Annotated in this window: 23 protein-coding genes and 1 pseudogene; 9 read left to right on the top strand and 15 right to left on the bottom strand. The window is 56.4% G+C overall.

The features are described from left to right. Window positions 1-42: 42 nt before the first annotated feature. The 5 genes from ACZ46I_RS10610 to truA are packed head-to-tail and all read left to right on the top strand — an operon-like array spanning window position 43 to window position 5,421. Window positions 43-1,611 (top strand): DEAD/DEAH box helicase, encoded by a 1,569-nt coding sequence (locus ACZ46I_RS10610; protein ID WP_464280760.1) that lies wholly within the window; start codon window positions 43-45, stop codon window positions 1,609-1,611. Between the two features lie 12 nt (window positions 1,612-1,623). Further along, window positions 1,624-2,112 carry a 2-C-methyl-D-erythritol 2,4-cyclodiphosphate synthase gene (gene ispF / locus ACZ46I_RS10605; RefSeq protein ID WP_464280759.1) on the top strand — a complete coding sequence of 163 codons (489 nt, stop codon included), beginning with the start codon at window positions 1,624-1,626 and terminating at the stop codon, window positions 2,110-2,112. Continuing rightward, entirely contained in the window at window positions 2,099-2,965 is an 867-nt protein-coding gene (locus ACZ46I_RS10600) for an NAD(+)/NADH kinase (protein ID WP_226509025.1), read from the top strand. Before ispF ends, ACZ46I_RS10600 begins: the two co-directional genes overlap by 14 nt. Before the next feature lie 3 nt (window positions 2,966-2,968). Next, the gene (recN, locus tag ACZ46I_RS10595) at window positions 2,969-4,633 is read left to right on the top strand and encodes a DNA repair protein RecN (RefSeq protein ID WP_464280758.1); all 1,665 of its coding nucleotides are present in this window, start codon (window positions 2,969-2,971) and stop codon (window positions 4,631-4,633) included. Then, the gene (gene truA / locus ACZ46I_RS10590; RefSeq protein ID WP_013505881.1) at window positions 4,630-5,421 is read left to right on the top strand and encodes a tRNA pseudouridine(38-40) synthase TruA; all 792 of its coding nucleotides are present in this window, start codon (window positions 4,630-4,632) and stop codon (window positions 5,419-5,421) included. The genes recN and truA overlap by 4 nt, the downstream gene beginning before the upstream one ends. A gap of 20 nt (window positions 5,422-5,441) precedes the next feature. On the opposite strand, the gene ACZ46I_RS10585 is transcribed toward truA, so the two are convergent. Continuing rightward, on the bottom strand, window positions 5,442-8,648 hold the full coding sequence (locus tag ACZ46I_RS10585) for an efflux RND transporter permease subunit (protein WP_464280757.1): 3,207 nt from the start codon (window positions 8,646-8,648) through the stop codon (window positions 5,442-5,444). Then, window positions 8,648-9,670, bottom strand: a complete 1,023-nt coding sequence (locus tag ACZ46I_RS10580; RefSeq protein WP_464280756.1) for an efflux RND transporter periplasmic adaptor subunit — start codon at window positions 9,668-9,670, stop codon at window positions 8,648-8,650. Before ACZ46I_RS10580 ends, ACZ46I_RS10585 begins: the two co-directional genes overlap by 1 nt. Window positions 9,671-9,993: 323 nt before the next feature. On the opposite strand from ACZ46I_RS10580, the pseudogene ACZ46I_RS10575 reads away from it, so the two are divergent. After that, window positions 9,994-10,352, top strand: a pseudogene (locus ACZ46I_RS10575) (DUF4870 family protein). Window positions 10,353-10,452: 100 nt separating this feature from the next. Here ACZ46I_RS10575 and ACZ46I_RS10570 read toward each other — a convergent pair. The 10 genes from ACZ46I_RS10570 to ACZ46I_RS10525 all read right to left on the bottom strand — a co-directional run bounded on the left by ACZ46I_RS10570 (window position 10,453) and on the right by ACZ46I_RS10525 (window position 18,150). Next, window positions 10,453-10,791, bottom strand: coding sequence for a GlpM family protein (locus ACZ46I_RS10570; protein ID WP_464280755.1), 339 nt, complete (start codon window positions 10,789-10,791; stop codon window positions 10,453-10,455). 11 nt (window positions 10,792-10,802) lie between these two features. Then, a complete protein-coding gene (locus tag ACZ46I_RS10565; RefSeq protein WP_464280754.1) occupies window positions 10,803-11,633 on the bottom strand; it encodes an SIR2 family NAD-dependent protein deacylase in 831 nt (276 codons plus the stop codon). 100 nt (window positions 11,634-11,733) lie between these two features. Further along, the gene (locus ACZ46I_RS10560) at window positions 11,734-12,498 is read right to left on the bottom strand and encodes a M90 family metallopeptidase (RefSeq protein WP_464280753.1); all 765 of its coding nucleotides are present in this window, start codon (window positions 12,496-12,498) and stop codon (window positions 11,734-11,736) included. 2 nt (window positions 12,499-12,500) lie between these two features. Next, on the bottom strand, window positions 12,501-13,064 hold the full coding sequence (locus ACZ46I_RS10555) for a macro domain-containing protein (protein WP_464280752.1): 564 nt from the start codon (window positions 13,062-13,064) through the stop codon (window positions 12,501-12,503). A gap of 18 nt (window positions 13,065-13,082) precedes the next feature. Continuing rightward, window positions 13,083-13,649, bottom strand: a complete 567-nt coding sequence (locus ACZ46I_RS10550; RefSeq protein WP_464280751.1) for a hypothetical protein — start codon at window positions 13,647-13,649, stop codon at window positions 13,083-13,085. A 17-nt stretch (window positions 13,650-13,666) separates the two neighbouring features. Further along, on the bottom strand, window positions 13,667-14,326 hold the full coding sequence (locus tag ACZ46I_RS10545) for an OmpP1/FadL family transporter (RefSeq protein WP_464280750.1): 660 nt from the start codon (window positions 14,324-14,326) through the stop codon (window positions 13,667-13,669). Beyond that, window positions 14,304-15,185: a M48 family metalloprotease gene (locus ACZ46I_RS10540; RefSeq protein WP_464280749.1), complete on the bottom strand. Its 882-nt coding sequence runs from the start codon at window positions 15,183-15,185 to the stop codon at window positions 14,304-14,306. The genes ACZ46I_RS10545 and ACZ46I_RS10540 overlap by 23 nt, the downstream gene beginning before the upstream one ends. Further along, the gene (locus ACZ46I_RS10535; protein WP_226509033.1) at window positions 15,182-15,661 is read right to left on the bottom strand and encodes an SH3 domain-containing protein; all 480 of its coding nucleotides are present in this window, start codon (window positions 15,659-15,661) and stop codon (window positions 15,182-15,184) included. Before ACZ46I_RS10535 ends, ACZ46I_RS10540 begins: the two co-directional genes overlap by 4 nt. Window positions 15,662-15,681: 20 nt before the next feature. Further along, window positions 15,682-17,868 (bottom strand): CHASE2 domain-containing protein, encoded by a 2,187-nt coding sequence (locus tag ACZ46I_RS10530; protein WP_464280748.1) that lies wholly within the window; start codon window positions 17,866-17,868, stop codon window positions 15,682-15,684. 12 nt (window positions 17,869-17,880) lie between these two features. Next, the gene (locus tag ACZ46I_RS10525; protein WP_013505893.1) at window positions 17,881-18,150 is read right to left on the bottom strand and encodes an ArsR/SmtB family transcription factor; all 270 of its coding nucleotides are present in this window, start codon (window positions 18,148-18,150) and stop codon (window positions 17,881-17,883) included. A gap of 405 nt (window positions 18,151-18,555) precedes the next feature. Between ACZ46I_RS10525 and ACZ46I_RS10520 the strand changes: the two genes are divergently transcribed. The 3 genes from ACZ46I_RS10520 (at window position 18,556) to pseC (ending at window position 20,887) form a co-directional block, all read left to right on the top strand. Then, the gene (locus ACZ46I_RS10520) at window positions 18,556-19,236 is read left to right on the top strand and encodes a hypothetical protein (RefSeq protein ID WP_464280747.1); all 681 of its coding nucleotides are present in this window, start codon (window positions 18,556-18,558) and stop codon (window positions 19,234-19,236) included. A 15-nt stretch (window positions 19,237-19,251) separates the two neighbouring features. Next, window positions 19,252-19,659 carry a hypothetical protein gene (locus ACZ46I_RS10515; RefSeq protein WP_464280746.1) on the top strand — a complete coding sequence of 136 codons (408 nt, stop codon included), beginning with the start codon at window positions 19,252-19,254 and terminating at the stop codon, window positions 19,657-19,659. 67 nt (window positions 19,660-19,726) lie between these two features. Continuing rightward, window positions 19,727-20,887: a UDP-4-amino-4,6-dideoxy-N-acetyl-beta-L-altrosamine transaminase gene (pseC, locus tag ACZ46I_RS10510; RefSeq protein WP_464280745.1), complete on the top strand. Its 1,161-nt coding sequence runs from the start codon at window positions 19,727-19,729 to the stop codon at window positions 20,885-20,887. A 3-nt stretch (window positions 20,888-20,890) separates the two neighbouring features. On the opposite strand, the gene ACZ46I_RS10505 is transcribed toward pseC, so the two are convergent. Genes ACZ46I_RS10505 through gspE form a run of 3 tightly spaced genes read right to left on the bottom strand, consistent with a single transcriptional unit; the run spans window position 20,891 to window position 24,230 of the window. Then, window positions 20,891-21,517 (bottom strand): exopolysaccharide biosynthesis protein, encoded by a 627-nt coding sequence (locus ACZ46I_RS10505; RefSeq protein WP_226509038.1) that lies wholly within the window; start codon window positions 21,515-21,517, stop codon window positions 20,891-20,893. A gap of 8 nt (window positions 21,518-21,525) precedes the next feature. Next, window positions 21,526-22,746: a type II secretion system inner membrane protein GspF gene (gene gspF / locus ACZ46I_RS10500; RefSeq protein WP_013505898.1), complete on the bottom strand. Its 1,221-nt coding sequence runs from the start codon at window positions 22,744-22,746 to the stop codon at window positions 21,526-21,528. A 2-nt stretch (window positions 22,747-22,748) separates the two neighbouring features. Beyond that, entirely contained in the window at window positions 22,749-24,230 is a 1,482-nt protein-coding gene (gene gspE, locus ACZ46I_RS10495; RefSeq protein WP_464280744.1) for a type II secretion system ATPase GspE, read from the bottom strand. Window positions 24,231-24,243 lie beyond the last annotated feature (13 nt).

Raw genomic sequence — 24,243 nt, 5'->3', positions numbered from 1 at the left:
TGAGCCAGCCCCTGTATATCAATACCTGCATCGGGGAAGCCATTGTTACGCTACTTACTGAACAAAATCCGCAAACTGCCCCTGCGAAAACTCAAAGGGCAGTCATCACAGAGTTCATCGTCCGCTGAGAACACGACAGACACGACATCGCCAAAGCCCCTGTACAAGTCCCAGCGGAAAAAGAGTGCCAAAACAGCTCCAAAGCCCAAGGAAACGCCAAATACTGAACCGGAGCGCGTCCCCCGCAGTGGCGGAAAAAAGCGCCGGGCATCTGCCGAAAAAACCGAGCAGACCGTGCGACCGGAATCAACACCCTGGACTCCCGAAGTCTTTCAGGTTGACCCCCAGGAAGGGCGCGTCCGTTTTCACGACCTGAATCTGCCGGAAGAGTTGATGCATGCCATTTACGATCTTGGTTTTGCGTACTGTACGCCGATCCAGGAACAGGTACTGCCCCGGGCCATAGAGGGCAAGGATGCCATAGGGAAAGCCCAGACAGGAACCGGCAAGAGCGCGGCTTTTCTCATGACCATCATCTGCCGGCTGCTGTCCCGTCCCCAAGAAAAAGCCAGCATTGGACGTCCACGAGCCCTGATTCTCGCTCCGACCCGTGAGCTGGCAATGCAGATATCCAAGGATGCCCATGACCTGTGTCGTTATACCCCCCTGAAGATCGTGACGCTCTTTGGCGGCATGGACATGAACAAACAGCGCCAGCGCCTGGAGAACGAAGCGGTGGATATTGTGGTGGCTACCCCTGGCAGACTGCTGGATCTGAAGTATCAGAAGTGCGTCTTCCTGGGGAAAGTCGAAATACTGGTTATCGATGAAGCCGACCGCATGCTGGACATGGGATTTATTCCCGATGTGCGCCAGATCGTCAACTCCACCATGCCCAAGCACCTGCGCCAGACACTGCTTTTCTCGGCCACGCTTTCCAATGAAGTCACCCGTCTGGCATCCGCCTGGATGACCGAGCCCTTCATGGTGGAGATCGAGCCGGAACAGGTAACCGTAGAAACCGTCGATCAGCTCGTCTATATCACCACCCGTGAGGAAAAATTCACCCTGCTGTGGAACACCATTAATCAGGCGAACCTGACCCGCGTCATCGTCTTCGCCAACCGCCGCGATGAGACCCGCCACCTTTCGGAAAAACTGACTCGCTATGGTGTCACCAATGCGATACTTTCCGGTGAAGTGCCCCAGGCAAAGCGTATTCGCACCCTGGAAAACTTCCGCGAAGGCAAGATCGCCGTCCTGGTGGCCACCGACGTGGCCGGTCGCGGCATCCACGTGGACAGCATCAGCCACGTCATCAACTACAACCTGCCCGAAAACCCCGAAGACTACGTGCACCGTATCGGCCGTACCGGCAGAGCCGGAGCCTCCGGCATCTCGGTCAGCTTTGCCTGTGAAAACGATTCCTTTTATATCCCTGCCATCGAAGACTACATCGGGAAGAAACTCACCTGTAAATATCCCGGGGATGAGCTGCTGCGACCGCTTCCCGCTCCACAGAAAAGGGAGGCTGCACCACAGGAAGCTGCCTCGGGCCCCAAGCGTTCATCGCGCTCCAGAAACCGGCGTAAACCCAGAAAAGCAGAGTGATGCGGAGCGTGCATGTACCGAATCGGCACGGGATTTGATGTCCACGCCCTGGCAGCCGGGCGCAAACTGATAGTCGGCGGGGTTGAAATACCCTTCCCCCTTGGGCTTCAGGGGCACTCCGACGCGGATGTGCTGCTGCATGCCATTTGTGACGCGCTCCTGGGTGCTGCGGCTCTGGGCGATATCGGCAGGCACTTCCCCGACAATCAGCAGGCGTTCAAGGATATAGACAGCCGGATACTGCTGCGCGAAGTCCGTCAACGCATTGCGCAGTCGGGGTATACGGTAGTGAACATCGATGCTACCATCATTGCCCAGGCACCCAAAATGGCGTCCTATATCGACCAGATGCGTCGTAATATCGCCGAAGATCTCTGCATAACCGTCGACGAGGTGAATGTGAAGGCCACCACCACGGAAAAACTTGGCTTTACTGGTCGCGGTGAAGGGATTGCCTCCCAGGCAGCCGCGCTGATAGGGAAGGTACATGGAAACCATTAAGTATGTGGGGATTATCGGGAAACCGAAACAGGAGCTCACCCGCACCGTTGTCAGTGAGTTGATCGCCTTTCTCGAATCCCAGGGTATCCGCTACGATCTCGACGAAGATACCGCCCGCACCTGCAATATGGAAAAGTGGGTGAATAAAAGTCAACTGGTCAACGAAGTCGACCTGCTGGTCGCCCTGGGAGGCGATGGCACGATCCTTGGCGTGGCACGTCTCATGGCGGCCACCTCCACTCCCATACTGGCGGTGAATCTGGGACGCCTTGGCTTCCTGACGGAAGTGACCGTCGATCAGCTCTTTCCCGTGCTGGCTGAGATACTCAAGGGAAACTATCGCGTCGATAATCGTATGATGCTCAATGCCCATGTACATCGTCGCGGAGAGCGTTTCGGCACCCATAATGTGCTCAATGACGTTGTCATCAACAAGGGTGCCCTGGCACGCATTATCGAGCTGGAACTCTTTGTCAACGACCAGTTTGTCACCCGCTACCGCTCCGATGGCCTGATTGTCTCAACCCCCACGGGCTCGACGGCCTACAACCTGGCCGCCAACGGCCCCATCATCCATCCGTCCCTGACAAACATGATCATCACGCCGATCTGCCCCCATATGCTCACCAACCGGTCCATTGTGATTCCCGCCGATGGAGTGCACCTTTCCATCCGCGTCAAAAGTCACAGCAGCGATGTGATGCTTACCCTGGACGGACAGGTGGGAGTGGGACTGCAGACCGATGATATCATTCATATTGCGAAATCAGACGCGGTGATCAGAATGATCACCCACCCGAAGAAGAATTATTACGCGATTCTCAAAGAAAAGATGAAATGGGCGGAGCTCTGAACCATGCTGCAGGAACTCACCATAAAAAACCTCGCCATCATTAAAGAGGTTACCGTCAACTTCCACCATCAACTGAATATTCTGACTGGTGAAACCGGAGCCGGGAAATCCATCATCATTGACGCCCTGGGGCTTATCTGTGGTGCCAAGGCCCCCAAGGAGCTGATTCGCAGCGGCGAGGAGAGCATGGAAGTGCAGGCGCTCTTTGAGAACCTGCACCCTGAGCTGTGCCAGCTGCTGCGGGAGCAGGATATCGACTGCGATGATGACCAGTTGATTATCCGCCGTGTGGTCAATGTCAACGGGCAGAACAAGGTGTACGTCAATGCCGCCATGCAGCCGGTGGCTTTTCTGAAGACCCTTGCCGATCACCTGGTAACCATCCACGCCCAGAATCACCACCAGATGCTCCTGCAGCCAGCGCGCCACGTCAGTTTTCTTGACGCTTTTCTGGAAGCGCCGCAACAGCTTGAAGCCTATCGAGAGCACTATCAGGACTACCGTCGCAAGCGTCGCCACTATGACGAGGCCGCTTCCCGGGTACGCGAAGCCCGTCAGCGCCTCGACTTTATTCAGGGACAGCTGGAGGAAATTGACAGCGCCCGCCTGCAGCCCGGTGAAGATGAGGAACTGGAGAACCAGCTGCGGGTGCTGACCCATGCCCAGGATATCGTCGACCTGTGTCAGCAGGTGTATGACGCCCTTGAAGAGGCCGATGATGCCATCCTGGCACGGCTTGCCCAGGTTAAACGGCAGCTCGTCAGTCTGACCAGATTTGACAACGACTTTCACTCCTACCTGAGTGAGCTGGAAGGGGCCGTGACCACCATCACGGATATTTCAGCCGTTGCCGGCCAGAAAGCCCAGGAAATTGAAGCTGATGAAAAACAGCTTGCCATTGTGGAAGGACGGATACGGCTGATTGACAGCCTGAAGCTCAAGTATGGCACGACAGTTCAGGCCATCCTGGAATATGGGGAAGAGCTGCGGGCAGAGCAATCGGAACTTGAGCAGAGTCTTGACCTGGAGAAACTGCAGGCGGACAGCGAAGAGGCCCTGGCCAAAGCCATGGACAGTGGACGGCAACTGAGCGCGCAGCGGCAGAAGGCAGCCGCCTACATCACCAGCAGCATCCTGCAGCACCTCAACCAGCTGCATATGAAGAACTGTCGCTTTGAGGTCAGCATGACATCCCTTGACGAGCCAGCTGAAGAAGGTCTGGAGCAGGTGGAATTCCTTCTTTCCGCCAATAAGGGTGAATCCCTGAAGCCCCTTGCCAAAGTCGCCAGTGGCGGCGAGATGAGTCGCATTATGCTGGCCATCAAGGGGGCACTGGCCGAACGGGAAACCCACGCCGCCACCATGGTCTTTGATGAGGTTGACACCGGCGTCAGCGGCGCTGTGGCGGAAATGGTGGGCAAAAAACTCAAGGAGCTGGCCCGCCGGCACCAGGTCATGGTGATCACCCACCTGCCCCAGGTCGCGGTACAGGGTGATCAGAACTACCGCATTACCAAAATTACCAGTGGCAATGCCACCATGACCCGTGTGGACGCCCTTGACCATGAGGAGAAGGTCGCTGAAATCGCCCGAATTCTCAGCGGCGTCGATATCACGGCCGAATCCCTCTCCCACGCACGTCGCTATATGGATCAGCTGGAATCATGACCGAAGGAACCACCAACCGGCGCATAGCCCTGAAAGTCGCCTATGACGGCACCCATTACCACGGCTGGCAGACCCAGGAAAACGCCGCAAACACCATCCAGGCCATTCTGGAGCACGCGGCGGGAAGCGTATGCAATCACCCGCTGTATATCCATGGTTCCGGCCGCACCGACACCGGTGTGCACGCCCGGGGGCAGATCTGCCATCTGACCACCACCAGCACGATTCCCCTGTTCAAGATCATCATGGGCATGAACTCCATGCTGCCCCGTGATATCCGTGTGCGCAACGCCTTTGATGTGGATGAAGATTTCCACAGCCAGTATTCAACCCACAGCAAAAAATATAGTTATGCCATTCTGCACGGCTGTCAGCCCGATCCTCTGCAGCGGCTTTACAGCTGGCATGTGCGACAGACCATCGATCCGGCTCGTCTGCAGGAGGAGTTGAACCACTTTGTGGGCGAGCACGACTTCAAAGCCTGCCGGGCCAAGAAAGCCACCACCAAAACCACCGTCCGCACCATCTATTCCATCGGTGTCCGGGTGGAGAGCCCCCACAAGCTGCACATTCACTTCCATGGCAATGGGTTCCTCAAACACATGATCCGCATCATGGTCGGCACCGCCGTAGATCGCGCCATCGGGTGCCTGGATCGCAGCATTCCGGAAATACTCCTGAGTCGTGACCGTACCCGGGGTGGCAGGACAGCGGCCCCCTGCGGGTTAGTGATGGAGGAAGTGCTCTACGAGCAATACGACTTCAGCGCTGACTTCCGCATCACCTGAAGGGCCTTTGGGGGCACTCCCTATACGGGAATGCCCCGGTGGCGAAAGAGCGCGTAGTAGAGCAGCGGAATGACCACCAGCGTCAGCAGGGTGGAGACGGCCAGTCCGAAGATCAGCGATATGGCCAGGCCGTTGAAGATCGGATCATCAATGATGAACAGAGCGCCGATCATGGCGGCCACAGCCGTCAGAATAATAGGCTGCGCGCGCACCGCGCTGGCGTGTACCACGGCTTCCTCCCAGCTCTGACCACTGCGCAGACTGTGATTCATGAAGTCCACCAGCAGGATAGAGTTGCGCACGATAATGCCCGCCAGGGCGATCATGCCGATCATACTGGTGGCAGTAAACTGCTGCCCCAGGAGAGCGTGTCCCGGCATAATGCCCACCAGGGTCAGGGGGATAGGGGCCATGATCACCAGGGGCACCAGGTAGGAGCGGAACTGCCCCACCACCAGCATGTAGATGAGAATCAAGCCAACAGCGTAGGCAATGCCCATATCGCGAAAGGTCTCATAGGTAATCTGCCACTCGCCATCCCACTTGATGGCCGGCGTTGCCGGCCACGAAGGCTGGCGGATGAAATACTGTTCGGGCGCGTTCTCTTCTCCCGCCAGGACTGCCACGGCGTCAAACATGCCATACAGTGGCGAGTCGAGCTTGCCGGCCATATCGGCCATTACATAGCTTACCGGGAGCAGATCCTTATGATAGATCGCGCCCTGCCAGCTGGATTCCACGATATCCGCCACTTCCCCCAGAAAGACGAGCTGGCCGCTGCGGTTGCGCACTTTTAGTGACAGCAGCTGTGAAGGCTGCGCCTTGTCCGCTTCGCTGAGATGGACCCGTATCGGTAGAGGATACTTACGATAGGGATCATGCAGAAAGCTGACCTGCTCAGTGCCCAGTGCCATGGTCAGGGCGTCGACCACTTGGGACTGGGCCACGCCCAGGTTGGCGGCACGCTGGCGATCCACATGGATAAACCATTTTGGAGAAGGAGTTTCCAGGGTGTTGTCCACGTCCACGACCCCTTCGCGCTGGCGCAGCAGATCGGTGATGCGCTCAGCCATACGGGCGCGCGTTTCGGGAGAAGGACCATAGATTTCCGCGACTATGGGTGCCAGAACCGGTGGTCCCGGTGGTACTTCGACAATTTTCACATTGGCTTTGCTCTCGCGGGCAATTTCCTGCAGCGGAGCGCGTACCGCCAGGGCAATTTCATGGGACTTGCGCTTGCGTTCGCGCCGGTCAGAGAGATTCACCTGAATATCGCCATGGTGGGACTCACTGCGCAGGTAGTACTGACGGACCAGTCCATTAAAGCTCATGGGTGAGGAAGTGGCTGCGTAGGCCTGCCAGTTGGTTACTTCGGGTACTGTTTCCAGGTATTGTCCAAAAGCCAGCAGCGTAGCCATGGTCTGCTCCATGGGCGTTCCCTCGGGCATGTCGACCAGAATCTGAAACTCCGACTTGTTATCGAAGGGCAGCATTTTCATGATCACCAGTTTGCCAACGGGCAGCAGCATGGCCGCCAGGGTAAGGGCGACTACACCGGCAGCCAGTAGCCAGCGCCTGCCACGTCGGCCACCGAGAAATGGATCAAATACCCGCTGGAAAAAGCGCTCTACACGGGGATTCGGACCCTCGTGGGGCGCTGGGGCTTCACCGGCAGGGTGCTGCGGATGTTGCATGAGCTTCAGGGTCAGCCAGGGAGTGACCACAAAGGCGATGATCAGCGATATCAGCATTCCGGCAGAGGCGTTAATGGGAATGGGGCTCATATAAGGGCCCATGAGGCCGCTGACAAAGGCCATGGGCAGCAGAGCCGCGATAACCGTGAATGTGGCCAGAATCGTCGGCCCGCCCACCTCGTCGACAGCCAGGGGAATGGCTTCGGCCAGGGTTTTATTGCCCATCTGCATATGGCGGTGGATGTTCTCCACCACGACAATGGCGTCATCCACCAGGATACCGATGGAGAAGATCAGGGCGAAGAGGGAGACCCGGTTGAGGGTGAATCCCCACGCCCAGGAGAAGAAGAGGGTAATGGCCAGGGTGATGACCACAGCTATGCCGACGATCAACGCCTGACGCCAGCCAAGGGTTGCCAGTACCAGCAGGATTACGGAACCGGTTGCCAACATCAGTTTGGCAATCAGGGTGTTGGACTTATCGGCGGCAGTCTGGCCGTAATCACGGGTAATGAGGATCTCGACGCCGTCAGGGATAACCAGATCCCGCAGCAGCTCCAGGCGTTCTGTAATGGCAGTGGTTATGTCAATGGCATTCTGACCGGGTTGTTTGGCGATAGCCATGGTAACCGCCGGGAAAAACTGCTGTGATCCATGGCGATGTTCTCCAGGACCAAAGCCCAGTATGACACTGTGGTCAGGCACAGCGGCCTCACGGGTAATGACAGCCACATCCTCCAGAAAGACCGGTGCCCCGTTGTGCATGCCGATCACCAGTCCACGCACTTCATCCACATGTTCCAGAAAACTTCCGACCTGAACCGGAAGAGCGACTCCTTCCCGTACAATGCGGCTTTCCTGGCTGGTGGTATTGGCGGCCAGCAGTGCCTGGCGGATGTCATCCAGGGCAAGGTTGTAGCCATGGAGCCTGGCTGGATCAAAAATCACCTGAACCTGCTCCGGCGCGGAGCCAATGGTATAGATATCCCTGGTGCCGGGAATGCGCTTGAGCTCGACTTCCAGAGCATGGGCCACGGCAGTGAGGTCGGCCGGGCTGCGTGTGTCTTGCGGGCTGAAGAGCGTCAGGGACATGATGGGAACATCATCAATGCCCTTGGCCTTGATAATGGGAGGCATGGTGCCCAGATGGGGAGGCAGCCAGTCCTGGTTTGCATAAACCTGATTGTACAGGCGAACCAGCGCGTCCTGTCGTGGCACACCCACCTTAAACTGCAGGGTCACCACGGCCATGCCATGGCGCGAGACAGAGTAGATGTGTTCAAGACCCTCGATTTCACTGAGTACCTGCTCGGCTGGAGTGGCGATGAGCTGCTCCACCTCCACCGGGCTGGCGCCTGGATATGCGATAAAGACATCGGCCATGGTCACATCAATCTGGGGTTCTTCCTCTTTGGGGGTGACCGTGATGGCAAAGAGTCCCATGAGCAGTCCCGCTATGGCCAGCAGTGGCGTGATGGGTGACGCCTGAAATGCCGCCGCTATTCTTCCCGAAAATCCCGTGTTCTTCGTCATCAGTGTGACCTCGTCTGGAGAAGCTGCAGCGCCTCGTGGGGATGCAGCGCGATAATTTCCCCGGCGGACAGTCCTGCGAGAATCTCCAGGAGCTCCCCATCGTGACTGCCCACACGCACCTGACGCAGACGAGGCCGCATGCTTTCATCCACGACATAGACCGCCCGCAGTTCTCCCTGGCGCACCAGTGAAGTGGTGGGAATCCAGAGAGCCGACCGTTGCGCCACTGGCACCTCGACTCTCACCAGCATGCCGGGAAAGAGGCTGGCGGCAGGATTTTCTATGTCTATGCGCACCCTGAAGGTATGGGTGGATGGATCAGCGTAGGGATACAAGGTGGTAACACCGGTTTCAAGGGGAGTTCCATCGTCCATGATTACGCGGAATTTTCGCTCCTGGCGGCTTAAGGCGGCAAAGCGCTGGGGCAGGGCCGTAACCACCCGCAGTTCTTCCAGGGTAAGGCCGCTGAGCAGTGGAGTTCCTGGGCTGACAGCCTCTCCGATTTCCACGTGCCGGCGGGTTACCAGGCCTCCATAGGGGGCGCTGATGCTGGTGTAGGCCAGGTGTTGCTGAGACTCTTCCAGCGCGGCCTGTGAGCGCGCCAGTCGAGCCTGTGCTGCTGAGAGCTGATTGCGCGCCTGGTCAAACTGAGCCGAAGATGCAATGCCCTGTTCATGGAGTCTTTTGACACGTTCATGGTTGGATTGGGCATCATTAAGGCCGGCAGTTGCCTCGTTGAAAGCCGCTCTGGCCTGGTTGACGCGTGCGCGGTGCTCGCGGTCATCCAGCTCAAGGATAAGCGCTCCCGCCGGCACAGCATCGTCCACATCAAAGTAAATTGCCTTCACCGTGCCGCTTGTCTGGGCCGAGACGGTGCTCTGTCTGACCGCCTCGACGGTTCCATCAAGCTGCAGGTATTCGGTTTTCACTCGGTGATTGACCACCGTGGTTTCCAGGGCGAAAGCCGGTATGCCCAGCAGAAGAAACAGAAAGGGGAGAAGTGCTGATTGTGATTTCGACATAAAGGACTCCCTTGTGCATGAAGTGAAGAAATGCCGGTGCCTCTATCCGCAGTCTTGCCTGTGCGTGAAGAGTCATGTTCGAAAGATATTTGCATATATGGCCATTCAAGAATAGGTTTTTTGCCACCAGAACTCAAGGGAATGTTACGTTCCCACGGGGGGATATTCACGTTTGACGAATGGAAGGACGTGTGTTAATTGTCATAGAAGTGATATTATTAAAGGGCAAAAGTTGCATGCGGAAAACGTTGCCAGTGGCTAATAACATATACGTTTCACTGCTGGCCCGTATCAGCTGCCCTATCTCTGGGAGGAGTTGGATTATGAACAATGCGGAAGATCTCAAATCAGCAAAAACCCTGACAACCGTTATCTATGCGCTGTACGCGGCATCCTTTTTTGTGGGCCTGACGGCGATTGTTGGGATTATCCTGAACTATCTGAAAAAAATGAGGTCGCCGGAACCTATCTGGAGAGCCACTTTCGCTGGCAAATACGGACTTTCTGGTTCGGTCTCCTCTGGTCGGTGATTGGTGCGGTCGCCCTGACCATCCTTATCGGCTGGGTGATTCTGCTGGCAAACTTCGTGTGGATCATTTACCGAATCGTCAAGGGCTGGCTGAGACTCAACGAAAACAAGCCCATGTACGAGGAGAAAGTGATTCCGGTTCAGGCCGTTTAACCGCGGGTGAAAATTCGCTGCGGTGTTACTCTTGCGGTGTCTGAGCTGCGCAAAGAATTCTTGAAGCCCTGGCTCCTGCCGGGGCTTTGCTGTATCATAATCAGCTGCTGTGGCGGGTCCACAGGATGATCAGAACCCAGGCGGATACTGCCCAGCAGGCCACTGCCGAACCGAGGGCCATGCCAAGACGCATCCGGTCGGCAAAGAGGTACAGGCTGAGCAGGTAGATGGAATAGGGCACCATGGACCAGGCGCCGAAAATGATAGTCGTTTTCAGATCCGCAACGGAGCGCTCGGTTCCAATAATGAAGTGGGCGATGAGCGCAAAGGTGGGAAAGAGGGGTACCAGTCCGGCAATGGCGTAATTGCGCGTTTTGGAGAGCAGGGCGATGAGCAGGACGGCCACTGCCCCCAGCGCAACCTTAATGGCCAGTGACATAAGTGTGCATCTCAGCGGGCAAGGTGCTCACCAATCCCCTGCAGTGCTTCCAGGGCACCTTTGTCAATGGAGATATGGGCGCCGCGCACCCCATATTCGCGGGGGTTGATGCGAATCAGGGTGACATCCTCTATGGTGCTCAGGCGATCTCCCAGGTTCCTGATGGTGGGAACCGAAGTGCCGGCACCCATCTCAATGATGATTTTGCGGTGGCCGCGGTGACGGTTGAGAAAGGCGGAAAAACGCTCCTCCTGTTCAGCAGTACGGCTGCTGATCCAGGCGTAATCACCGAACATCAGAATGTTGGGTCGCGCCACAGCGTTGCAGCGGATACAGGACGGAATATATCCGGCTCGCATGGTATCGAGATCCACTGGTATATCTTCCTCGTTGGCCCATATTTCCGAAGAGCATGGGGTCGTGCACTGCAGGTGGTGAATGGAGCCGTGAACCTCCAGGATACGGGAGTCGGCATAGCCTGCCTGCTGGAACTGTCCATCGACATTGGAGGTGACCACAAAGTGATCTATGCCGAACTTCTTTGACCACTCCTTCAGCCAGTTAAAGCCGTCGTGGGGTGTGGTGGAACGGTACAGGTTGGTACGGTGGCCATAGAAACCCCAGCCGAAGGCGGGATCTTCGTCGAAATGGCGCGGATTGGCTGCTCCGGCAAAGCTCAGGCCAAGCCGTTCATACATGGGGTAGGCGTTCCAGAAACCCTTTTCACCGCGGAAGTCGGGCAGGCCTGAATCCACACCCATGCCGGCTCCCGAGGTAATGATCATGGCTTCGGCGTTCCGTATAACATCAGCTGCCTTGCGGTACTTCTCCGTATACTCCATAGTCTTCACCTCCAGCACATGTGGTTTTTCGGTTCACTGATCCGTGTGTATTGACATAAGTCTAGTGATCACAGGAAGATGTTGCAAGAAAAACCCGCGATTATTTGTGGGCAGTATCCCACGCGAAAAGCCGTGCCAGCTGTTCATACCACTGTGGATTCCATTGCCTGAGTTGTCTGGGCTGCTTGAAAAAACACTCACAGCTTACGGCAAAAAATTCAGCGGGGTCTTCGGCGCCATAAGGATCGAGCACCGTGTCCTCGTCCGCCTTCACCAGGCGTCCATGTTCGCGAAAGGCCGCCTGCAGTATGGTGCGCCAGGTATCGCGGCTCATGTCAGGATGGAGCAGCGGCACTCCGTCGGCGTCACCGCTGAGCATGTCGATCTGGTGCGCCATTTCGTGGATGACCACATTGGTGTTGCCTTCGCTGAAGGCATCGTGGCTGACGTCATTCCAGGAGAGAATCACGGGGCCATGATACCAGGATTCACCGATCAGCGGTTCTTCGTCCAGATGGACGATGCCATTTTCGTCCTCCAGTGCATGGCGCGGAATGAACTCGTCGGCGTAAACAATTATGGAATCGAATGAACGATAGACGTTCAGGTTCAGATTCACCAGGGGTACGCAGGCCTGCAGGGCGATGAGGTGCTTCATCCTCGCGTCGATGGCAAAACCAGCGGCCGGGAGAAGTGTTTTCCTGGACAGGAATTCATCGGTGATCCGCTGGAGCTTTCGCTGCTGCTCCCGCGACAGATTTTTCAGCAAGGGCATGGTCTGGCGCAGATTCTGCCACAGGGCCAGATCAAGGCCTTCGCTGTCAGAGAAGAGGCGAAACCATCTGCGCAGCCACCTTGCACGCAATCTCAGGCTCCTTTCAGGGCGGCCCGGATGAGGAAGAAATCATCGCGACTGTAACCATAGACGACAATGTCCATATCAAGCTCCCGCGCCATGGGGATGAGATGTCTGGCGTAGCTTTCCAGTACGCTGCGCTTGTCCAGACCACCCACGCCGGTACCCATCAGGGGCAGGACCAGTTTGATTCGCGACAGATCGGATGGCAGGGAAGGCCGCATGCGGCTGATGCACTCCCCTATGCCTTCGAGAATCTTTTCGACGGTGTGTATGGTGGGCATGCTGCTCTTGCCGCTGGAGTAGTCCATCACCGCGCCGTGGAGCACATTGCGGATATTGCGGGCTGTGCCCGCCCCGGTGCATACGACATCGCCCTGCTGGATGGGCCCATGTTCGCGTTCATAGGCCGTTTTGCAGGTGTGCAGGTACTGCTGATACTCGTCGTCGCCGCAGTGGGCGCGAAAGGCAGCGGAAACGCCGCTGCCCAGCACAAGCTCCGTGTTGGAGGCGTTGACGATAAAGGTGGCATCGGGTTCTTCAACCAGATTGCCCTGCCGGGCTATGACAGACATAGGGAAAGACCTCCGTGGTTAGTAGGAATAGGATGACCCCAGAAAGGCTGTCAGTGAGAACATTTCCATATCACTGGAGTCCCCGCCCTGGACGATGGCACCTTTGCCTGAACCAAAACTGCTGTTTATGCCCATGGTCAGGGAAGAGTTGCGGGTGAAGCGGGTCAGGCTGAAGGTGACGCCGTACAGATCGACCTCATTTTCCGGCCCGTAGCCATTGTGATAGTTCGTAAAGGCGCCACCACGAACTGCCCAGCGGGGACTCAGGTAGTATTCGGCCCCCACAGCGAGGTTGGTAACCGCATGGGTGTCATCGGTACTCAGATAGTGAAAGACATCTGCCGACAGCAGCAGACGATCATCGGCAAACCAGGCGGCACCGAAGGAGAGCTCGGTGGGATAGGAACGACGCAGGTTGGACTCATAGTAGGCGAAGTCTATGCCGTTGTAATCCGGGTATCCTGGCGGTTTGATACTGTCATTCTCAATGCCATGGAATACCATGAAGCTTTCGGTGTCTGAGGTTATGATCGTGGTGCTGCGCAGAGTCGCACCAAAAGCAAGCCTCTCCAGGGGACTCCACATGACGCCCAGCACGGGGTTCAGGCCGAACTCGGTGCCAGCTCCTGGTACTCCACGTCGGGGATATCGCCATTGGCATGGCTCTTGGTGCCAACACGGCCTATCTGAGTGAAGATGACCTTGGACTGGAGCAGGTGAAAGTAGAGGGTAAAGCCGATGGCCAGATTGTCATTGACGGCCATGGCGATGGAGGGCCCGATCTTGTTCACCACATGGGTGTTATCGAGATGCACGCTGAACTCTTCGAACACATTGACGTTCTGGTAGCGTTGGATCATGTCCTCGCGCATGTTATCGGTGACTGCAAAGGAAAAGCCCACGGTGAAATCGCCCAGGGGCTGGGTGACGCCGAAGAAGTTGGGGATCAGGTCAGCGGATTGCCGGTTCCAGTCAGTGTGTCCACCAAGGACATCCTTATAGGTGGTCTGGGAGGTGTGAAAGGAGTTGACGCTGGCTGAGAGGTTTGGCGCATAACCATAAACGATTCCCGCCGGATTGTAGTAGAGACCGGAAGGATCATCGGAAATCGCCGTATAGGCGCCACCCATGCCCATGGCCCGTTCACCGATGAGAATGTTGTTGTAATGATACTCGTCAGCACTCGCTGTGGAAAAGAATGCACTTGCGCAAATGAGCAGAGCACCCGCCAGGGCGAGTTTAGTTGCGTATGATTTTGACATGGCTTTCGAAGCGCTCCTTCATGGTGGGGTTATCCAGCTCGGCCAGATCGTAGAGGTCAATGATTTCTCTGAGTGCGCTGAAGCGCGCATCCATGGCGGGGTGTGTGCGGTCGATGACCTCCAGGGCTTCGCCTTTGATTTCAGCAATGGATTCCAGGTAGCGCAGCATGGCGGTGGCTTCGTAACCGGTCTGGGCCAGCAGCAGGGTACCGATGTAGTCGGCTTCGAATTCATCTTCCTGCTTCAGGCCATAGGTGAAGAGGATATCCACGGCCTGATCCACCGCCTGGGCGAAAGCGACGCGGATAGGATCGGAGCCGGCACCCAGCAGGCGTGAGAGTCCGGTGACCGGGCTGTCATCAACGCCCCTGATGCCCAGTTCATTGACAATATGTTTCTCGGTGACGTGGGCTATCTCGTGGGCCAGGACGGCAGCCAGTTGGGCTTCGTCACTCATCATTCGCAAGGCGCCGGTGGTGATGAAGATATAGCCACCGGGAGCGGCGAAGGCGTTGATGGTGTCGGAGTCAAGCACCTGAAAGCGGAATTCCAGCTCGGGCCTGCTGGCGTGCAGGGCGACAGAGCGTCCCACCAGATTGACGTAGTGGTTCAGCTCCGGGTTGTTCAGGGGGCGGTAGGTGCCGAGGATGCGCGCGCCCACCTCCTTGCCGAACTCCACTTCGGCGGTCACATCGCTCTCCAGGTCGGCAATGGTGACATGCACATGGGAGAGGCGGCTGCGGTATTCCTTGGGACTGGTGTCGGGCAGTGCCGAATACTCGGCACTGCCACAACCGACTATCAGAATGGAGGCAATTGCTACGGTAAGAAGAGAAAAATGCAGTGCTCTTACGTTCATGGGGCCACTACCTCCCGGTGAAAGCGAATGATTTCCTCTTCTTCAAGGTGCAGGCGTTCCATCTGCGCCAGGGCATGGTAGTTGGAGAGTCCCATTTCGCTGGCCCGGGCGCGGTCTTCCGGAGTGAGTCCCCGGGCGGCACCAGCGGTAACCACGGCTGAGGTACGACGTCGGACACTGTCTTCCAGGCGCTCTTCTCCGGCTCCGATCACACCAACCCGCCCAAGGGGGGGATTGGAGGTCAGGGCCAGTCTGGACATCCAGCCCTGCTGTTCTTCTGCCTGTACTCTGTGCCAGGTGCCCTGGGTCTCCAGAACACGCACTTCACTCCCCTGGGTGAAGGTGCCCAGCACGGCCGCGCCAAAGGACGGTTCCTGCATCAGTGGAGCCTCACGGCTCTGTACGTACATGGTCGATGCCATGGCTGCCATGCCCATGGCAAGCACGGCCATCAGTGATAATACCCCTTTTTTCATAAATCCCCCCTCTTCTGCTCTTATTTCGTTTCCATGGTATGGACACCATCCCAGGAGTCTGGTGGCTCCTGGTGCGCGTAGGAACGACAGCGTTCAAGCATCATGGTAATAGACAAATGTTCCGGAATTTGTTCAAAAAGATCAATGGCCTCCTGCCATCGGCGATGCAGGTAGGCATCAAAAGCAGCGGCGGCGAGTGCCGCAGTTTCATGGGCCTGCTGCAGGACTTCCGCTGGGTCATCAGGGGCCGCCAGCGGACGATACATGGCGATGGGCTTTACTTTGCCCTTGACGCGTACGAGGTCGACCTGGGCGCAGGGCACAGGGAGGCTCAGGGCGTGGTAGGTGTTCTCGGTAAAGAGTACGGGACAGCCATATTGCTTGGTAAGACCTTCCGTGCGGGAGGCCAGGTTGACGTTGTCGCCGATGACGGTGTAATCCAGTTTCTTTTCGGAGCCGATGTTGCCGAGTATGACATTGCCGGTGTGCAGGCCTATGCCGATGGCGATGGGAGGGTATCCCTTCTCCTGGAGTCGCAGGTTGACTTCGGCCAGCCTGCGGTGCATGGCAATGGCGGCGCAGACGCCGCGATCGGCATGGTTTTCAATGCGGATGGGTGCTCCCCAGAAGGCCATGATGGCGTCTCCAATGAATTTATCCAGGGTGCCCTGATATTCAAATATGACATCACACATGTCTTTCAGGTAGATGTTCAGCAGATCCACCACCTGGTCTGCCTGCAGTTTTTCGGAGATACTGGTGAAGCTGCGGATATCGGAAAAGAGAATGGTGAGGTTTTCATCAGTACCCACATCGGCGGTGGCAATGGAATCATACTTGTCGACTACTTCCGAAAGAATCGCCGGCGAAACATACTGGGAAAGCATGCGACGAACCTTGCGCTTATCCCTGCCTTCGGTGAAGGTGAGGTAGGCAAAGCCACCAAGCCACGCCAGTATACCGGAAGTGACCGGTGAAACCATGTCCAGGACGAGCTGATTGCCGAACTGCCAGACCGCCGCAGCGGCATAGAGAATGATGATTCCCGCCGGGAGCATGAACTGGAGGGAAAAGCGTGGAAGGTAGAGGATAGACGCTATGGATACACCCGCCATGACAAATATCAGCACAAAGGTTACCGCCATGGGGGGAGTTGTCAGGTAGTCATTGTCAAGTACGTTGGAGGCGACGCTGGCATGAATGAAAACCCCTGGAGTGTTGTGGGAGAGGGGGGTCGCCTTCACATCCTGCAGGCCTATGGCACTGGAACCGATAAAGACGTATTTGTCGTGAAATTCGGCCGGGTCAATGAGAACACTGGCAAAATCGCCGTGGAGAATGGCCTGGTAAGAGGCGAAAATGCCCCCCATGGAGAATGCGTTAAACGAACCGTAGTAGTTGGGGAGGAAGAAGCGGTCGCGCTGCTGGGAGAGAGTTTCGCCGGCAATGGTTACACCATCGGCGCCTATGCCCAGCTCAAGTGTGGAGTCGTGGGAAAGTGCTGCCAGCGATAGGGGAAGGTAGAACTGATCATCATAGGCAAAATACAGTGGGGTGCGGCGGTAGATGCCATCGGGGTCAGCGTCTATATTGACGACACCGGCGCCCCTGGCTCCCCGGTAAAGCTCCGCAAAGGGCAGTATAAAGTGATTGCCCGATGGTTCCATATCGCGGTGATCGCCTGTCGTCTGGAATGCAAAGCGCTCGGAAAATTCACTGGGAACCGGACGATAAAGCTGATGCTGGCCAGCTTCATCCTCTGCCTCATGGAGAATCTGAAAGGCGTGATAGATATTGCCGAAGTATTGGGTGGCGAGGGCGAAAGTATCGTCGTTGAAGCCGGGTTGACCTGAGGCAACGTCTCCTTCTCGCTGATATTCGCTGAACAGAATGTCAAAGATGATGGCGCGGGGCTCGCCCATGGCAAGGAATTCCATGAGCTCGGCATATACGGCTCGTGGCCAGGGCCAGCGCCCCACCAGCGGATTCATGGCCTGCAGAGTGGCTTCGTCAATAAGGATCACGGCAATGTCTGGATGGGCGGCCACATCTTCCCGGAAAAGTTTCATGCGGCTGTCGTAGGTAATCCACTCCATACGCTGTAAGCCCCCCTGGTGATGCAGGAGGGAGACCAGCAGGCTGATCACCAGAACCATTCCCCATCCCCACAGGAATTTTACACGATGATGGGAGTGTGGGGATGACATAACTCCTCCGGCTCAGTCAGAGCACATGAGTTGGCAGAGTTGCTGTACTTTGTTTCCCTGGAGGGAGTAAATGACCTTCATGCCCTGTTTGTTGGAAACCACCAGCCCGGCGTTTTTCAGCAGCGAAAGATGCTTGGAGATGTTGGCCTGTGTGGTTCCTATTTTTAACGCTATATCGCCAACACAGTGTTCTCCTTCCATCAACAGATGAAGGATCTGCAGGCGGGTGGGGTCAGACAGACACTTGAACTTGGTGGCGATATCATCAAAGCGAATGTTCATGTAGACCTCGGAAGAATATGAATTCTGCGTTTTCGATAATCAGCAGCGCGTTGTAGCAGAAGCGGAATTGCGCGAAAAAACTTATTTGAGTATAGGAAGAGTTACGGGGTTTTGCCAAGAATTACTTTTGGTTTTTTTTGCAAAAAATACCTTTGGTTTTGTAAAAAATATGTCGATAGAGTAGCAAAGCAAGAAAAAACCTTGTCAAGTTATGGGTGGTTTCCTATATTGACTTTGTCATGCAAACACCAGAGCGCCCTTCAGGATGAAAGGGAACTGCTCTATGGAGACAGTGTAATAACAGGGATGTGATTGGGATACAAGGAGGTGACCATGAAGCGATTATTGCTGCACTGAAAGGCTCTATGGGCTCCTTTTCGTTGAACAAATCCCAGGAGGGTTGTCGTGTTACGTTATATTTACACTCTTTTTCTTATCATAACCGTGCCGCTGCTGATACTGACAGGCTGCAGCAAGCCAGTCGAGATTTTTGCGCCCAGCAATTCCAATGTGCATGTTATGACCAAGAAGCTCGCCATTGAGCGTCCAGATCAGGACACGCAGCATTATTTTGTTATCAAGGAAGGGGCCACTCCCGAAACAACGGTCGTTGAGATCGGACGTCAGGTGGTTCCTCCTCATATACCCGCATATCCGGCGGAGCACTCTGCAAAGGCAGCAGCTCCCAGGGCAGCAGAAACCGAGCGGGTAAATCGAACTGATTTACTGCCACCTCCGCTGTATTCGTCCCAATCATCCAGAAATACTTCCAATGCCATGGGACAACAGCAGGGCTTTAACGGCAGCCAGCAGCCAGCATTCGGTGCCCCTGTGATCAACAACTCATATCAGTACTACCATCAGCCACAGTTCATGCCACCAGCATATGGCATGCAACAGGGTTTTGCGCCTCAACAGGGAATGGGAATGCCCGGTCCCTATGGGCCACCAGCCATGGGAATGGGTGCTCCTTTTGCCCCTCCCCATCCCTATGGGTCACCCATGATGCCACACCAGGCACTGCCATACGCAGGACAACCCGTTCCCATCATGCCAGTGCAGCCTGTTCCGTTCAGCGTTCAATAAGCCAGGAGGATACCCATGAAAAAAAGAATGATACTTACGATGATAGCCTTTCTGATCTTCCCGCTGAGCGCGGCTGCGCAGGGGTTCTATCAACAGCCTGTCCAGCAGTACGGCGCAGGATACTGGCATGGAGCCTCGCCCTATGCCGCCTATCAGCAGTACAACCCATACCAGCAGTACGGGTATGGCATGATGCCGCAACAGCAGCAGGCCCAGCCCATCACCACCTACCACTACCAGCCGCAGGGAGCCTATCAGGAGACTGAGGTCTGGGTACCGGTGGTCCGTTATGAGAAACGCAAAGCCTATCAACCAGTCGGTGTGGTCATGCCAGGTCAGATGCCCGTGATACAGCAGTACAATGCCTTCCCCACCGGCACTCCTCAACCTGCTCCCGGGCAGCAGTTCCATATGCCTCAGTAAGGCACATACGACACAACTCGAAGCGGAGGGGAGATATCCCTTCCGCTTTTTTTCGCGGAGCCTCCCCATGATACCTTATGGTCGACAGGATATTTCCCCCGATGATATCAGGAGCGTCCTGGCAGTCCTGGAGTCGGACTGGCTTACCCAGGGTCCATCCATTACCGAATTTGAACACATGGTCAGCAGTGCGTGCTCCAGCCGTTTTAGTGTTGCCTGCAGCAATGCCACCGCAGCACTGCACATTGCCTGCAAAGCCCTGGGACTTGGCCCCGGTGATACCCTGTGGACATCCCCGAACACCTTTGTTGCTACTGCGAACGCCGCTCTCTACTGCGGTGCCGATGTTGATTTTGTCGACATTGACCTGGAAACAGGGAACATGGATGTTGTCTGTCTGGAGAGAAAACTGCAGATCGCCGCTCAGCAGGGAAAGCTTCCGCGAATTGTCGCTCCTGTACACTTTGCCGGGCTCTCGTGTCCCATGGAACCAATACAGCGCCTGGCACAGCAGTATGGGTTCGCCATCCTGGAAGATGCCTCCCACGCCATCGGGGCGACCTACCGCCAGCAACCTGTCGGCAGCTGCGCCTACAGCCACATAACCGTATTCAGCTTTCATCCCGTCAAAATAATCACCACCGGCGAGGGGGGAATGGCGCTGACCAATGACGAAACCCTCTACAGGAAAATGACCCTGCTGCGCAGCCATGGTGTGACCCGTGATCATGAAATGCTTGAGAACCGCAATGAGGGTGGGTGGTACTACGAACAGCAGGATCTGGGCTTTAACTATCGCATGACCGACCTGCAGGCGGCTCTCGGCGTAAGCCAGATGAAGCGCATTGATGACTTTCTGCAGAAAAGGCGTTTGCTGGTCAGGCGCTATCGCGAGCAGCTGCGCTTCCTGCCTCTGGATCTGCCGGGAGAGTTCGCAGACAGTGAGTCCGCCTGGCACCTTTTCGTCGTTCGGCTTCGGCCTGAAGAGACCGGAAAGGATCGTCGCGGGGTATTTGAAGCTCTGCGTGCAAAGGATATTGGCGTAAACGTGCACTATATTCCGGTTCCCATGCAACCCTACTACCGCGCCCTGGGTTTCCGTGCCGAAGACTACCCAGCGGCGTTAACGCATTACGAGAGAGCACTTTCCCTGCCGCTACATCCAGGAATTACCCAGGAACAGCAGGATTATATTATTACCACCCTGGGGGAAATCCTCAGAGGGTAGCCTTTACCCTGTCAGCCATGCCAGCGCATCGGCTCCATAGAACAGTAACACTGCGATAATCGTCGCGTAGAGCATCACGGCGAGAATACCCAGTGCCAGCGCCGCCAGCGTAAATAGTCCATCACGTTCGCTCATGCCCACGCCGCAACAGAAAATCACGATAGCGGGCAGGGTGTTGGTAAGGGGGATGGGGAAAAGCATCAGGAAAGCCATGGTACAGACGATCCCTCCGGAGAGGGGCCGCAGCCATGAGCCGGTGGTCCACAGATAGCGGGGCTTGACGATGCGTTCTAGCATGGCAAAGAATCGTGCACTCCGGTGAAGCGTGTTGCGCGCTTTGGCGGTGGGTATGCTCCAGTTCAGCATGAACATAGGAAACCAGGGAGTTCGGCGCTGCAGCAGCAGTTGGAATCCAAGCAGCAGCAGCAGGGCCCCGAAGGGGATACTGTAGCCGGGCGCAGGGACAGGCAGAGCACTGGGGAAGGAAAAGAGCAGCAGCAACAGCCCGAACCCACGGCTTCCAAGCTGTTCTATGACATCCTGCAGTTTCAGGGTTCCTCTGTCTGGGTCATCTACAAGCGTGCTCAGGTCATGGGAGAGGCTGTGTATGGGCGTGTTGTTTTCCTGCATTGGATTCCTTACATTACCAACTGATTGATACTCAGGATGGGCATGAGAATTGCCAGTACGATCAGCAGGACTACGGTGCCCATGACGACGAGCATAAAAGGTTCAAAGAGACCCACAAAGGTTGCCACCAGGCTCTCCATGTCCCGCTCCTGATTGGCCGCCACCCGACTGAGCATGGTGTCCAGTTCACCGCTTGATTCGCCGCTGGCCACCATGTGTATCATCATTGGCGGAAAGCATTTTGCCTTGTCGAGGGCGAGATGCAGACTCTCCCCTTCGCTGACCATCCGGCCGATATCCATTGAGCGTTCCTTTATGAAATCATTCCCCAGTACCTGACCGGCAATGCGAATGGCTTCCACCAGAGGCACACCACTCTGGGCCAGGATACTGAGTGTGCTGGCAAAGCGAGCGGTGTTTATCCCCCGCGACAGTCGTCCGATCATGGGAAGCTTTAACAGGGTTTCATGGACGCGCATGCGCAGAGCTGGTCGCTTGAGAAGCTTTTTCCAGAGAAAAGCGAAGGTTGCGATCAACAGCAGGCTGAGCAGGCCGTAGTTTTTTACGAAATCACTGAGGCTGATCAGGGCGATGGTCAGTCCCGGCAGTTCCTGGCCGGTGTCCACAAAGACTTTTATGACGTCGGGAACCACATAGCCGAGCAGGAAGGTGACAATCAGAATCGAGGTGACGGTGAGGATGGCAGGGTAGAGCAGTGCCAGCTGAACTTTCTGGCGGCTGCGCTGCTGGCCTTCGGTGTAATCTGCCAGGCGCTCAAGCACCAGGTCAAGGTGGCCGGCGTGCTCACCAGCGGCTACGGTGGAGCGATAGAGATCCGGGAAGGCACGGGGATACTGAGCCAGGCTCTTGGCCAGGGAGTAGCCTTCCATGACCTTGGCGCGGACGCCCAGAAGTATGCTGCGGACGCGATTCTTTTCTGTCTGGGCGGCGACAGCCTTGAGAGCTTCCTCTACGGGGAGTCCGGCCTGAATGAGGGTCGCCATCTGGCGGGTACACAGGGAGAGGTCGTTAACACTCATGGATGGCCGAAAGAGGGAGAAAGAGGTTTTGCGGGCATTGTTTTCGCGGCTGTGGGTTGCCTCAATCTGCAGTGGCGTCCAGCCTTTTTCGCGCAGCTGTTGTCGTACCTGGCGCGGACTGTCAGCTTCCAGAATGCCTTTGCGGGTTCTGCCACGGCCATCGAGGGCCTGGTACTCAAAAGCCGCCACGCTCAGCCGTCCTCAAGGGTGACGCGCAGAACTTCTTCCAGCGTGGTCTCACCCTCCAGTACTTTTCTGGCCCCATCAGCGCGTATACTGGCACTGTGTTTGCGGGCATAGGCTTCCAGCTCCTGTTCCGACGAGCGGCGGTGCACCATGGTGCGCAGCTCGTCGTTAAAGGTAATCAGCTCGTAAATACCTGTTCTGCCGCGATATCCAAGGTGGTTACACTCCTTGCAGCCAGTGGCGCGATAAATGACCGGAGCCTGCAGACTGCCATTCACCTGCAGAAGCGCGCACTCCTCCTCGCTGGCCTCATAGGCTTCGCGGCAGTGTTTACACAGGACGCGCACCAGTCGTTGGGCCAGTACGCCGAGCATGCTGGAGGAGAGCAGAAAGGGCTCGATTCCCATATCCTGCAGGCGGGTGATGGCTCCGGCGGCGCTGTTGGTGTGCAGGGTCGAGAGGACAAGGTGGCCAGTCAGACTGGCCTGGATGGATATCTCCGCTGTTTCCAGATCGCGGATTTCACCGACCATGACCACATCGGGATCCTGGCGCAGTATGGCGCGCAGCCCGCGGGCAAAGGTCATATCAATTTTGGTGTTCACCTGGGTCTGGCCGATGCCTTCGAGGTTGTATTCAATGGGGTCTTCTACGGTGAGGATATTGCGACTCTTGTCGTTGAGTCGGGTCAGCATGGCGTAGAGTGTCGTGGTTTTCCCGGAGCCGGTGGGTCCGGTGATCAGGATAATGCCATGGGGCTTGTGGATGATGTCGTTGAGGAGTCGCGCGTTCTGTGTGGACATTCCCAGCTGTGCCAGATCCAGGCGTCCTGCCTGTTTGTCCAGCAGGCGCAGGACGATGCGTTCACCGTTAATGGAAGGCATGGTGGATACCCGCACATCCACTTCCTTGCCACCGACTTTCAGGGAGATGCGACCATCCTGGGGGATGCGCTTTTCGGCGATATCAAGACGGGCCATGACCTTGATGCGCGAAGTCAGCAGCGGTGCAAGGGCTCGCTTGGGCCGCACCATCTCGCGCAGGACGCCATCAATGCGAAAGCGCACGATCAGGTTGCGCTCAAAGGTCTCGATATGGATATCCGAAGCGTTTTCCCGTATGGCTTCCGTGAGCAGGGCATTGATCAGACGGATGATGGGGGCGTCATCTTCCTGTTCCAGAAGGTCTTCGGTCTCAGGCACAGAGTCGGCCAGGCTGGCGAGATCCATATCGTCACCCAGCTCCTCCACCATCTCCATGGCAGCGGAAGAGTCGTTCTGGTACGCCGTGGAAAGGGCCGCAGAAAACTCCTGCTCATCCACCTGCAGAAAAGGGGTCAGCTGTCCGACGAATCGCTGGACTTCTGCGATAGCAGCCGGTGCAGGTGGTTGACGGTAGAGGACGTGAACGTCGCCGTTTTCATCTTCCTGTAAGAGGAGCTGATGGCGTTTCGCAAATCCAAAGGGTAATCTCTGGGGTAAGGGCATAGAAGTACTGGCT

Source organism: Desulfurispirillum alkaliphilum (genome assembly GCF_055378285.1).
This window is presented reverse-complemented; position numbering and strand designations above follow the sequence as displayed.